Consider the following 13478-nt stretch of genomic DNA (forward strand, 5'->3'; position numbering starts at 1 on the left):
TTTCTTATGGATTCTGGTTTGTTTCTTCGTCATCTTGTGCATCGGAGGATGCTTGATCGTTTTCCGCTGAAGAGCTGGATGATGAAGATGATGAGGAGTCGCTTGATGCCTTGTCTTCATCTTCGTCATCCTCTTCGGATGATTCTTGCGCCGGATCGGCGATGGTCAACTGGATGGAAGAAGCCGGTGAGGTGCTTGAACCGACTTTAACAATCAGGGAAATCGTAATTGTGCCTTTATCAGGATTAGCAATGACGACTTTGGTATCTGTTGTCGCTTCGGAAGCACCGCCTGCCGTCACTGTGAATTGTGCTTGTGCATTGGAATCGATGCCGCTGGCTGAGTATTTATCCCATTCTATGGTCAGTTCGTCTTTATCTGCATTGTAGCTGGCTTTCAAGCCGGATGGCGCCAACAATGTCACGCCATATTTCTTGGAAATGGCAGTAGGTTCTGTTCCTTTTACGAAAAGCTCCGTGGCAATCAGGTTGCTCGGCGTATTTGGACCGGGCTTCATGATCGGATCCGTGTATTTTTCGATCGAGACTTGACTGACTGATGTGGGCAGCGTCCAATCGGCATAATCGGTGTTCTCGGATACGTAGGACATCAACTCACGATAAATATCACGCGTCAGACTTTGCGTCTCGTAATCCAAAAAGTTTCCGTATTCCTTGGAATTGTCATAACCGACCCAAACCGAAATGGAGTAGCTTGTAGAATAGCCGGCAAACCAAGCATCCGGAGCAGCATAAGGCACGTTTGTCCCGCCGACTGCGGCCAACTCCTCATCTGTGTAGTTGGTTGTCCCTGTTTTGCCGGCCTGAGGCAAACCGGATATCTGGGCGTTCTTTGCTGTCCCTTCAGTGATGACGTCCTTCAGCATATCGGTGATCATGTAGGCTGTGGACTCTTTCATCGCCTCCGTTCCGTTCGGTTCGAAGGTGAATTCTTCTCCTTCCGCAGTCGTTACGGATTGAACCGTATAAGGCTCGTAGTATGTGCCTCCGTTGGCGAAGGCTGCATAAGCCGCGGAAAGCTCAATCGGTGTCGCTTCACCACCGATGGCATTGGATTCGACCAAATACTCTTGGCCATCGTTCGTGATCGTAATGCCTAATTTCTGCAGAAAAGAAAAGGCATTATCCGCACCGACTTCCTGGAAAGTCTTCAGTGCTGGGATGTTGCGCGAATCAACCAATGCTTCGCGGACAGTCTGATCACCTTTGTACTTGTTGTCGTAGTTGTTGATTTCACTGCCGTCCGAGTAACTATATGCTTCATCAACGACCAATGTACCGGTAGAGTAATCCAGGTATTCGATGGCCGGTCCGTAGACAGCTAATGGTTTCATCGTCGAACCGATACTGCGTTCGAGGGTGGAGGCGCGATTGAGCCCTAGCTGCACATTCTGGTTGCGTCCGCCGATGACTGCCTGGATGGCGCCGGTGTTGACATCTACCATTGAAACGCCGGTCTGCAGCAGATCATCCGGGAATTCGATGTAATCGTAGGTGTTCACGATATCGTACAAACGTTGCTGGGCATCCATATCGAGGTTGGTTGTGATTGTCAGTCCGCCTTCGTAGACATCCAGGCCGGTTTTCTCCTTGACTTCATCGATGACGAGCTGGATATATGGATCGATCACCAGTGATGTATTGACGTCACCGGAGTGATCGAGTATGCTGCCCTGAATTTGGACTGTCTTCGCCTCGGCGCTTTCTTCGGCGGTGATTTTTTCGTTCTCGACCATCATGTCCAGAACAAGGTCGCGTCTGGCTTGCGTATCCTCTGAATTGTTGATTGGGTCATACAGCGAAGGAGCTTGCGGCATGCCCGCCAAAGTGGCTGCTTCAGCAAGCGTCACATCGGTGATGGATTTGCCGAAAAAGTATTCAGCGGCCGTGCCCATGCCATACACGTTGTTTGACATATAGACTTTGTTTATGTAGAACGCCAAAATTTCGTCTTTTGTATATTCCCGTTCCAGCTGCATGGACATCCAAGCTTCCTGAGCCTTCCGCTCCAGTGTCTGGTCTTCGGAACTGGTTGAAAAAAAGGATAATTTAATCAATTGCTGGGTGATGGTGCTTCCGCCTTGCGAGATCCCGCCCTGCTGAAGATTCGCGAACAGCGCACCGAGGATTCGGATCGGATCGACACCCTTATGATCGTAGAAGCGTTGATCTTCTATCGATACGATGGCATCCTTCAAAACTTGCGGAATCTCCTCTGCTGTCACGACCGTGCGGGTCTGTTCGCTGCCGCCGATCGTCTTGATTTCCTCGCCGTCGGGACCCAGGATAACTGATGCTGCTGGTCCGGCCAATTTCTCCTCGGTCAGTTCGGGGGCGGAAGAGACGTAGTAGAAGAACAGGCCAGCGCCCGAAGCGAGTCCGATGATACCTAGGGCAAAAATACCGAAGATAATTTTTTTCCAGAGCGGCATCCCGTTTTTCTTCGCTTTCTTTGTTGCTTTCACAGTACTTTTGCGAGGGCTTTTTGTTTTTCCGTTTTTCTGTTTGTTGTTTGCGCGTGATCTTGTATGATTGCCTTCATTCGGCATGTGGTTCACCTCTTAAGTTATTTGATAGTGCGTTCAAGCATTTTGTCCACTGCATCCAGATAATCCAATCGGGGATTGAAGCCGTATGCCACTTCTATCCCGTTTTCCTCAATAAATACCAAAGGGATCGATTTACGGCCATTATTCAATGTATTCTCCCAAAAGTCAATCAAATAGGAACTGTTCAGTAAGAAGACACGGTTGAAGACAGAAAACCGGATCAGTACGAACGTGATTCCTTGCTGTTGGATACACCTTTTCATATGGACGATTTGATGCTCGTGGAAGTTGCTCAAGGGTATGGCTGTCTTGCTTTTTGTTTCTTTAGCCTCAAAGTCCAGATATAGCCCTTTGTAAACACCGTTATAGTCGGTAGTGGAGGACTGACGATAGTAGGCTTCTTTGATGACGGCGGCACTTCTTTTGGGGTAATCCACTTTTACGACTTGGATAGGCGTCGGTTTTTTATGGATGACAGCTTTTCCTGATGAAAGGTAATGCTCATTGCTGCTGTTGATTTCTTCTTCAAGCGTCATACCCCGGTTGCTGTATATGAATTCTTTTTTCTTTGCAGTTTTCGGTAACCGCGACTCGGCATGGAACTTTTTGCCGTTCGGATAATTTACGGCCACTGGCAATCACCCCCATTGAATGATTATACCAAAAACACACGGTGAAAGAAATCTAAGAAAGCGTTAAAAATCATTGGTTGAAGCGTGGATAACAGGCGTCTTTTTTGGACGAAAACGGAATAATTAAGCACTTTATGTTTACAACATCACTTTTCTAGTGTAGTATTGGAGAGTGTGCAATATCAAATTAATTGCAATAAAATCAATATTTTTGGAGGAAAGTAAATGACTGCAAACTGGGAAAAAACAGGCACTAACGATGGTGTCTTAACATTTGAAATTTCAGAAGAAATCATCAAACAAGAAATGGATAAAGTCTTCAACAAAGTGAAAAAGAACGTTTCTGTTCCTGGATTCCGTAAAGGTAAAGTTCCTCGTCACGTTTTCAACAATATTTATGGTGAAGAGTCTTTATTCGAAGACGCATTGAACGGCGCTTTGCCGGCTGCTTATTCGCAAGCTATCGAAGAAGCTGGACTGGATCCTGTTTCTCAACCAAAAATTGACATCAAGAGCATGGAAAAAGGCCAGCCTTGGGTTATCGCTGCTGAAGTTACAGTGAAACCTGAAGTGAAGCTTGGAGAATACAAAAATCTTAAAGTTGAAAAACAAGACCGCGTCGTTACCGATGAGGATGTTGAAAACAACTTGAAAGAAAAACAAGAACGTCAAGCTGAATTGGTGCTTAAAGAAGAAGGCGCAGAACTTGGCGACACAGCTGTGATCGACTACGAAGGATTCGTTGACGGTGTGGCTTTTGAAGGCGGCAAAGATCAAAACCATTCTTTAGAGTTGGGTTCTAAGCAATTCATCCCAGGCTTTGAAGAGCAATTGGTCGGCGTAAAAGCTGGAGAAGAAAAAGAGGTTGTCGTGACTTTCCCTGAAGACTATCAAGCTGAAGATCTTAAAGGAAAAGAAGCTACTTTCAAAGTAGTTGTACACGAAATCAAAACAAAACAATTACCGGCTTTGGATGACGAATTCGCAAAAGATGTCGACGAAGAAGTAGAGTCATTGGACGAATTGAAAGCAAAAATCCGCAAGGAATTGGAAGAAAGCAAAAATGCTGCAGCTGACGAAGCTGTTCAGGATTTAGCTTTGAGACAAGCCGTGGACAATGCTGAAATCGTTGAATTGCCGCACGTAATGGTTCACGATGAAGTACACCGTCAAATGGATCTTTTCCTGAATGATATGCAACGTCAAGGAATCTCTCCTGAATTGTACTACCAAATCACAGGTACTACAGAACACGACTTGCACGTTCAAATGGAAGCTGATGCAGATGTACGCACGAAAACATCTCTAGTGTTGGAACAAATCATCAAAGATGAAAACATCGTCGTTTCTGAAGAAGAAATCGCTGCAGAAATCGAAGAGTTGGCGAAACAATACAACATGGATGCAGACCGTGTCCGCGGATTGGTCAGCTCTGATATGTTGACTAACGATATCCAAATGAAGAAAGCGATGAGCATCATCACTGATTCAGCAATCGAAGAATAAGAAAAGTTGAAACAGAATAAAGAGATCGGGACATTGTCTTCCATAGTCAGTGTCCCATCTGTTTATATTCAGGGATATATTCGGGCTGTAACCCCCACTAGGTAAACGAATCATATTCTTTTTCAATTTTTCCTTTCTGTGTTAAGATGTAAACCGTTCGAAAGCGGTCAACCGGATTGCCGCGCTACTGAAAATGGCGGATTCTGGTAAGTTCAGCTGGATCGGAAAGTAAGTATTTAGGGAGGAGAATGATTGTGTTCCATGATGAAAGTGTCGGGACAATACATTGTTCATTCTGCGGAAAATCTCAGGACCAAGTGAAAAAGATCATTGCGGGGCCGGATGTATATATTTGTAATGAGTGTGTAGATCTGTGCAAAGAGATCATCGAAGAAGAAATCTATGCACCAAGCGAAGCGGTATTCACCGAGGTACCAAAACCGCAGGAAATCCAAAAGATTTTGGGCGAATATGTGATTGGCCAAGAAAAAGCCAAACGGACGCTATCTGTAGCCGTCTATAATCACTACAAACGCATCGGCCAAATGAGCATGATGTCAGAAGATGATAATGTAGAGTTGCAAAAAAGTAATATTTGTTTGATAGGTCCGACAGGTTCGGGCAAAACATTCCTTGGCCAAACATTGGCGCGCATCCTGGATGTCCCATTTGCGATTGCAGATGCGACAAGTTTGACGGAGGCTGGCTATGTTGGTGAGGATGTCGAGAATATCCTGTTGAAGCTGCTTCAGGCTGCCGATTTTGATGTCGAGCGTGCTGAACGGGGAATCATCTACATCGACGAGATTGATAAAATCGCCCGCAAAGGTGAAAATGTATCGATCACGAGAGATGTGAGTGGCGAAGGGGTTCAACAGGCGTTGCTTAAAATTTTGGAAGGCACTGTTGCGAACGTTCCACCGCAAGGCGGCAGAAAACACCCGCAACAAGAGTTCATCCAAATCGACACGACGAACATTCTTTTCATTGTCGGTGGTGCCTTCGATGGCATCGAAACCATCGTGAAAGAGCGTCTTGGCGAAAAAGTCATCGGCTTCGGCTCCCCTCAAGCCAAACATTTGGAAGACAAGAGCATTATGCAGCAGATCATCCCGGAAGATTTGTTGAAATTCGGCCTGATCCCGGAATTCATCGGCCGTTTACCGATTATGGCTGCATTGGAAAAGTTGACGGAAGATGATTTGGTTCATATTCTGACACAACCAAAGAACGCTCTGGTTAAACAATACAAGAAATTGCTTGAGTTGGATGGCGTCGAATTGGTGTTCGAAGATGACGCATTACGGTCAATCGCCAAAAAAGCACTCGAAAGAAATACAGGTGCCCGCGGATTGCGCTCCATCATCGAAAACATCATGCTGGACATCATGTTTGATATCCCAAGCAGAGATGAAATCGTGAAATGCGTCATAACGGACAACACCGTCAATGGCATCGGTGCGCCGTTGCTGTTCGATGAAGACGGCAAACAGATCAACTGAACATGAGCTTGCGTTTGAAGTCCGGCGAATCAGACAATTTTTAATCTGATTTCCGGATTTTTTCGCCTAGTCATGGCAGTCGATTGCAAGAAGGGTTTTAAGCGTCGGTTTTATTGCAGACGGCTTTGAGAAGGAGTGAAAACAAATGCATGTAAAAGAAGCAGAAATCGTAATGAGTGCGGTCGATCCGAAACAATACCCAGACACCGGTTTTGCTGAAATTGCTTTGGCGGGACGGTCCAACGTGGGTAAGTCTTCGTTCATCAACAAGTTGATCAATCGTAAAGCGTTAGCGCGGACATCCAGCAAACCGGGAAAGACCCAGACTTTGAACTTCTATTTGATCAATAATTCATTTTATTTTGTGGATGTTCCGGGTTATGGTTACGCGAAAGTTTCGAAGACGGAACGGGCGAAATGGGGCCAGATGCTGGAGACGTACTTTACACAACGGGACACATTGCGTCATGTCTTTTTGGTTGTCGATTTTCGTCATGAACCAACCGAAGACGATATTCAGATGAAGGATTTTATCGAGTATTACAATCTTCCTTATTCGGTCATCGCGACCAAATGCGATAAAATACCGCGCGGGAAATGGAATCAACATTTTTATCGCATCAAGAAAGCGTTGAATCTTCCGAGCGATGAGTCCTTGATCATGTTCTCAAAAGAAACGGGAGAGGGTTTTGAAAAGGCCTGGACGTTGATTGAAGGAATATTGGCTGAGTATAATGAAGCTGCGCAGGACTAACAAAAAAACAATGGGCAACATCCTACTATTGGGTGTTGCCCATTCTTCGTCCATTCGTTATGATGGGTTAGACAAGGTGCTTGTCGTCGAACGAATAGGACATAGGAGGGCAATATGGGGACTGAAGAAAAGCTGAGCCGTTACACGACTGAAGAAAAAAGTTGGATTATGCAGGATTGGGCGAATTCGGCATATTCCATTATGATCACAACAGCAGTATTCCCTTTGTATTTCAAGTCGATCGCGGAAAGTGGCGGATTGGCGGATGCAGACTCGACAGCTTATTGGGGGTATGCGAATGCGGCTGCCACGCTGGTTGTGTCGCTGCTTGCCCCTGTATTGGGAGCTGTCGCGGATTACAAAGGCTTTCGCAATCCTTTGTTTACGGGCTTTACGTTGGCCGGCATTTTCGCAACGATTGGGTTTGTATTTGTGCCTGCTGCAAATTGGCTGTTTCTGTTGGGATTGTACATGTTATCTGTGATTGGTTTTTCCGGAGCGAATATTTTTTATGACGGCTCCTTGATGGACGTGACGACCGATGAACGGATGGACCGCATATCCTCGGCGGGATTCGGCTGGGGCTATATCGGCAGTTCCATCCCTTTCGTCATCTTCATTTTTTTCCAATTGACCGGCATTTTGCCATTGAGCACGAGCGGCATTGTGAAGGGCGGCTTCATCCTGACTGCGGTTTGGTGGTTCATCTTCACCATCCCTTATTGGAAGAATGTCAAGCAGAACTATTACATCGAAAAAGAGCCGCATGTGGTCCGCAAGAGTTTTGTCAGATTATGGGAAACGCTGAAGAACATCAAGGAATACAGACAAGCCTTTTTATTTTTGTTGGCTTATTTCTTCTACATCGACGGAGTTGGGACCATCTTCAAGATGGCGACTGCGGTTGGATCGGATATCGGGCTCTCTTCGAATGAACTGATCGTTGTCATGCTGGTGGTCCAGTTCGTTGCTTTCCCGTTTTCCATCCTGTACGGCCGAGCATCCAAGCGCTTCGGCAACAAGAACATGATTTTTGTGGGCATTGTAACCTATATTTTTATCTGCATTTATGCGCTGCAGTTGGACTCGTTGCTGACATTCATCATTTTGGCGCTGCTTGTGGGCACAGCCCAAGGCGGCGTGCAGGCGTTGAGCCGATCCTTATTCGGTCAATTGATCCCGAAAGAGCAAGCGAACGAATTTTTCGGATTCTATAACATCTTCGGGAAATTTGCGGCTGTGGTCGGTCCGCTGCTGGTCGGACTCATCTCGCAGCTGACAGGAAACTCGTTGGATGGCGTTTTTACCCTGATCATCCTGTTCGTGATCGGCGGGATACTGCTGTTCTTTGTACAAGTTCCGGATCCGCAAGCAAAGCAGCAGAGTTGACCATTTGAATTAATGTTTGCATGTGTGCCGAAAATGTGTTAAAATCTAATTTGCATCTTTATGCTCGTTTTTATAAAATGAAGACATTTCTTCAAGGTGGGAGACATTTGGCAGAACGTATTTCAGAAGAAAAATTAGCGCAAATCAGAACCGAAACGAATATTGTTGATGTCGTCAGCCAATATGTACAACTTAAAAAAAGAGGCAAGAATCATTTCGGATTTTGCCCGTTCCATGACGAGAAGACCCCTTCTTTTTCTGTTGCAGAAGAAAAACAGATTTTCCACTGTTTCAGCTGCGGAAGAGGAGGGAATGTTTTTACCTTTTTGATGGATGTCGAGGGCGTTTCGTTCGTTGAGGCAGTCATCAAGACAGCCGAATTAAGCAACATTGCCTTGGATTTCTCGTACGAAAGCCATGCACAGGATAATCCGCTGCAGTCAAAAAAGGAAAAACTGATCCAAATCCACGAGGAAGCAGCTGCCTTTTACCATCAGGTCCTGATGAATACCGTCACGGGGCAAGCTGCGCTTGATTACATGATCCAACGCGGTTTCACCCCGGAGACACTAAAAGAGTATCAAATAGGGTTTTCCCCTTCCAATCGGACGGCGCTCTTTCAAATGCTAAAAGCGAAGGCATTCGATGAAGGACTCCTTCAGGAAAGTGGTATATTCACGGATAGACAAGGCCAGAACGAACTTTTTGATCGCTTCTCGGCCAGGATCATTTTCCCATTGCGGAACGCTAAAGGAAAGACGGTCGCTTTTTCCGGCAGAATTCTGCATGCTTCCCCAGCGGATGATACAGGTTATCATGAAGCAAAATATTTGAACAGCCCCGAAACACTTTTGTTCAACAAACGGGATTTCCTTTTCAACTTCGATAAAGCCCGCAGTGAGATCCGAAGGCATTCAGAGGTGATCCTTTTCGAAGGATATATGGATGTCATATCCGCTTGGCAAGCGGGTGTGAAAAATGGCGTCGCCTCGATGGGGACCAGTCTGACGGAAGAACAGAACCGGATATTGACGAAGACCGCCGATAAAATAGTCATTGCCTATGACGGTGATCGGCCTGGTGTCGAAGCGACCAAGCGCGCCATAGAGATACTGGAACGCAACAAGCACTTCGATATCTCCATTTTCCCGCTGGAAGCAGGCATGGACCCTGATGAATACATCCAGCAGAAAGGTCCGGAGGCATTCGCCAAGGCACTGAACAATAACAGGGAGACAGTCATTCAGTTCTATTCGCGCTACCTCAAGATGAATCTGAACCTGGATTCCGAAAAAAATCGCATCACCTATATCGAAACCATGCTTAAGGCATTGGCTCCCTTGGATTCATTAGTCGAAAGGGAGCTCTACATGAAGGACATCGCGGATGAATTCAGTATTCCGATCGATATCCTGCAGAAGCAATTGAAGGGTTATCAGCAAGAGGTGCTCCAGCAAAGGCCTGAGCGCGAGCCGGTCAGGAGAACCGCGCCGCATGATGCCGCTCCTCACGCGATGTATCCAAGCACGAACAAACGCAAAGTGACACAGGCAGAACAAAGCGAAAAGCAGCTGCTTTACCGTCTGTTTCATTTCGAGGAAGTCTGGTCGTATCTGAATGAAATTGATGCGGATTTCAATTTCATCCATGATGACTACCAGACAATCTACATTTTGTATGAAGAGTTTTTCAGACAGAATGGGTTGGTCGGCAATATCGATCAATTCTTGGACCGCATCAATAATCCGGCTCTTCAAAACGTGATTACGGAGATTGAATGGTTCCAATTGGATTCGGAAGTCACCTATCAGGAAATTCAGGATCTCGTCCATATCATCCGGGACAAGTCGTCTTTACAGGACCAACTGACCAAGAAACAGGCAGAAATGAAGGAAGCGCGAAAGAAAAATGACAATGAACGTCTGAAGACAATCATGTTGGAAATCGTTTCGCTCTCAAAAGAATTAAAAGCAACAAAGAAATAGCCCGCATCGAATGGAGGAATCATTTTATGGCAATCGAAAAAAATGATCAAGGTTTAACGATAGAACAGGTAACCAAAAAGCTGATCGCAGAACATAAATTACTGGGGTCCGTCTTCTACGACGAATTGGCTGATAAGATAGCTACACCTTTCCAATTGGACGCGGATGACATGGATAAACTCATACAAAAAATGGAAGACGGCGGTGTCAGTGTCGTAGACGCAGACGGCGGCCCGACAGCGCGTCAACTTGCCAAAGAAACAGTGAAGCCAGAAAAAGCAGCCACATCCAAAAAGGACGAAGAAGAAGACCCGATGGCTGTGCCTCCCGGAGTGAAAATCAATGACCCTGTCCGTATGTACTTGAAGGAAATCGGCCGCGTGCCTTTGTTGAACGCAGAGGAAGAAGTCAATTTGGCCTTGCGCATCAAAGACGGCGATCAAGAAGCAAAACAGCAATTGGCTGAGGCCAACTTGCGTCTGGTTGTTTCCATCGCGAAACGTTATGTCGGTCGGGGCATGCAGTTCCTGGATCTGATCCAGGAAGGCAATATGGGTCTGATGAAAGCTGTCGAAAAATTTGACCATACGAAAGGTTTCAAATTCTCCACCTATGCCACTTGGTGGATTCGTCAAGCCATCACCCGTGCCATCGCCGACCAAGCCAGAACGATCCGTATCCCTGTGCATATGGTTGAAACGATCAATAAATTGGTCCGGATCCAACGGCAATTACTGCAGGATCTTGGGCGCGAACCGACACCTGAAGAAATCGGCGCCGAGATGGATCTTCCGACCGAAAAAGTCAGAGAGATCCTGAAAATTGCTCAGGAGCCTGTTTCCTTGGAAACGCCTATCGGGGAAGAAGATGATTCTCATTTGGGCGACTTCATTGAAGATCAGGAAGTCTTGAGTCCAGCTGAGCATACTGCTCAGACACTTCTGAAGGAACAACTTGAGGAAGTGTTGGACACATTGACCGACCGCGAGGAAAACGTTCTTCGTCTGCGCTTCGGTCTTGATGACGGGAATGTCAGGACATTGGAGCAAGTAGGGAAGGTATTCGGCGTAACCCGCGAGCGGATCCGTCAAATCGAAGCGAAAGCTTTACGCAAACTGCGTCATCCGAGCCGTTCGAAACAATTAAAAGATTTTCTTGAGTAATAAGCATCTGACCCGAGTTATTGCACTCGGGTTTTTCTTATGCCGTTTTCCGAGTGATATCAGGTTTTATGGGATATCTGGAAGGGAATTGTGCTAAAATAGTACTATCAGCAAAAATGGAAAGGGAGGGATGAGGTTGAATATTCAACAATTATCCGTAAGACTCGAGACAGTCGCAGGCTTTGTGCCGAAAAATGCGAGACTGGCCGATATAGGCTCGGATCACGCCTATTTGCCTTGTGTTTTGGCGGCGCGCGATGTCGTCAGTTACGCATTGGCAGGGGAAGTTGTGAAAGGCCCATTCGAATCGGCAGCGGAACAGATCAAAACATCAGGAGTCGGCGATAGCGTCAGCGCTAGGCTTGGCGATGGCATGGATGTAATTGAGACGACAGACGATATCAACGTCGTCACCATCTGCGGGATGGGTGGGGACTTGATTTCCAAAATTCTGGAAAAAGGCAGACTGAAAGATAAACTGGTCGGTGTGGAACGATTGATTCTTCAGCCCAATAACGGAGAAAAGAAACTGCGTGAATGGCTGATTGGCCATCAATACAAAATCATCGACGAAACGATATTGGAAGAAAATGGTAAGATTTATGAAATCCTCGTTGCCGAGAAGGCAGAGTCGCCAGAAAACTACACCGATTTAGAATATAGCTTCGGACGTTTCCTGCTTCAGGAAAAAAATGGTATTTTCCGCAAAAAATGGTCAGCCGAAATCGATAAATGCCAATACATATTGGACAGTATGCAAAAAGCAAGCAATGATCTGAATGAAAAAGAACAGCAAGTGATCAATAAAATCAATGAAATTAAAGAGGTGCTGAAATGACAAGCATTACGGGTTATGAATTCATCGAGTTATTTGAATCGCATGTTCCGACTTGGTTGGCAGAGGACGGGGATCCAGTGGGACTCCATTTGGGAGACCTAAGCCGTCTGGTCCGCCGTATTTTGGTGACACTTGATGTCCGTCCCGAAGTCGTCCAAGAGGCCATCGAGAAGAAAGCCGATTTTATCTTTTCCCATCACCCGCCGATCTACCGACCGTTGAAAAATCTGGATGTATCCGACAAGCAAACAAAAATGTACGTTGATTTGCTCAAGCATGACATCAGTGTCTATGCGGCCCACACGAATCTCGACAATGCGAATAACGGGATGAACGATTGGCTTTCTGAAGCATTGGGGTTGTTGGACGTTGAAATCATGGATGTCACAAAGCGTGTGCCTGTGAAGAAAATATCCGTATGTGTACCGAATGCCGAATGCAATCGTGTCCGCTTGGCTATGGCCGATGCGGGAGCGGGCAACATTTCCGATGAATATAGTCATTGCTCATTTGAGGCGCAAGGCGTTGGCCGATTCACTCCCATGGAAGGTGCTAAGCCTGCCATAGGCCATATAAACGAACCAGAGGAAGTCCAAGAGAAAAAGATTGAAATGATCGTCGAAGATAAATACTTAGCTGATGTCTTGGAGGCGCTGTATGAAACGCATCCTTACGAAGAGCCCGTCTACGAAGTATACACAATCAATAATTTCCAACGCGAATACGGCTTAGGAAGGGTCGGTAATTTGGCTTTGCCGATGTCTTTGCGCTCCTTCATCCAGTACGTCAAGGATGTTTTCCAGATCGAGGGCATGCGTTTCATAGCAGCTGATTTGGATCAGACAATCAGTCGTGTTGCCATCTGCGGCGGGGATGCCGGCAAATATTACCGGAAAGCAATCAAAAAGGGTGCGGATGTGTACATCACTGGCGATGTCTACTACCACACGGCCCACGATATGCAGGCTGATGGACTGACCGTCATAGACCCAGGCCATCACATCGAGCAGATTTGTAAACCGAAATTATTGGAATTATTCACTGAATGGAAAAAAGAAAATGAGTGGGATCTGGAAGTCATCGCTTCCGAAATCAACACGGATCCTTTTATTTTCGATAGTCAATTGTGAAAGGATGTCA

General features: G+C 46.1%; 10 protein-coding genes. 8 read left to right on the plus strand and 2 right to left on the minus strand.

Annotation, left to right across the window (positions count from 1 at the left end):
* Positions 1–4: 4 nt before the first annotated feature.
* A complete protein-coding gene (locus ACKPCD_RS08365; protein WP_321432925.1) occupies positions 5–2569 on the minus strand; it encodes a PBP1A family penicillin-binding protein in 2565 nt (854 codons plus the stop codon).
* 17 nt (positions 2570–2586) lie between these two features.
* A complete protein-coding gene (gene recU, locus ACKPCD_RS08370) occupies positions 2587–3201 on the minus strand; it encodes a Holliday junction resolvase RecU (RefSeq protein WP_321432926.1) in 615 nt (204 codons plus the stop codon).
* A gap of 225 nt (positions 3202–3426) precedes the next feature.
* Between recU and tig the strand changes: the two genes are divergently transcribed.
* The 8 genes from tig to ACKPCD_RS08410 all read left to right on the plus strand — a co-directional run bounded on the left by tig (position 3427) and on the right by ACKPCD_RS08410 (position 13468).
* Entirely contained in the window at positions 3427–4707 is a 1281-nt protein-coding gene (gene tig / locus ACKPCD_RS08375; protein ID WP_288925556.1) for a trigger factor, read from the plus strand.
* Between the two features lie 248 nt (positions 4708–4955).
* Positions 4956–6209 (plus strand): ATP-dependent Clp protease ATP-binding subunit ClpX, encoded by a 1254-nt coding sequence (clpX, locus tag ACKPCD_RS08380; protein ID WP_276641590.1) that lies wholly within the window; start codon positions 4956–4958, stop codon positions 6207–6209.
* Positions 6210–6354: 145 nt separating this feature from the next.
* A complete protein-coding gene (yihA, locus tag ACKPCD_RS08385; RefSeq protein WP_321432927.1) occupies positions 6355–6963 on the plus strand; it encodes a ribosome biogenesis GTP-binding protein YihA/YsxC in 609 nt (202 codons plus the stop codon).
* 114 nt (positions 6964–7077) lie between these two features.
* A complete protein-coding gene (locus ACKPCD_RS08390; protein ID WP_321432928.1) occupies positions 7078–8352 on the plus strand; it encodes an MFS transporter in 1275 nt (424 codons plus the stop codon).
* A 107-nt stretch (positions 8353–8459) separates the two neighbouring features.
* The gene (dnaG, locus tag ACKPCD_RS08395; protein ID WP_321432929.1) at positions 8460–10337 is read left to right on the plus strand and encodes a DNA primase; all 1878 of its coding nucleotides are present in this window, start codon (positions 8460–8462) and stop codon (positions 10335–10337) included.
* A 26-nt stretch (positions 10338–10363) separates the two neighbouring features.
* Positions 10364–11500, plus strand: coding sequence for an RNA polymerase sigma factor RpoD (gene rpoD / locus ACKPCD_RS08400; protein ID WP_086988621.1), 1137 nt, complete (start codon positions 10364–10366; stop codon positions 11498–11500).
* A gap of 136 nt (positions 11501–11636) precedes the next feature.
* Complete coding sequence (locus ACKPCD_RS08405; RefSeq protein ID WP_321432930.1) at positions 11637–12338, plus strand: tRNA (adenine(22)-N(1))-methyltransferase; 702 nt, start codon at positions 11637–11639, stop codon at positions 12336–12338.
* Complete coding sequence (locus ACKPCD_RS08410) at positions 12335–13468, plus strand: Nif3-like dinuclear metal center hexameric protein (protein ID WP_321432931.1); 1134 nt, start codon at positions 12335–12337, stop codon at positions 13466–13468. The genes ACKPCD_RS08405 and ACKPCD_RS08410 overlap by 4 nt, the downstream gene beginning before the upstream one ends.
* Positions 13469–13478: the final 10 nt, after the last annotated feature.

Origin of the sequence: Trichococcus flocculiformis, from assembly GCF_963662535.1 — a bacterium.
Classification (GTDB): Bacteria; Bacillota; Bacilli; order Lactobacillales; family Aerococcaceae; genus Trichococcus; species Trichococcus flocculiformis.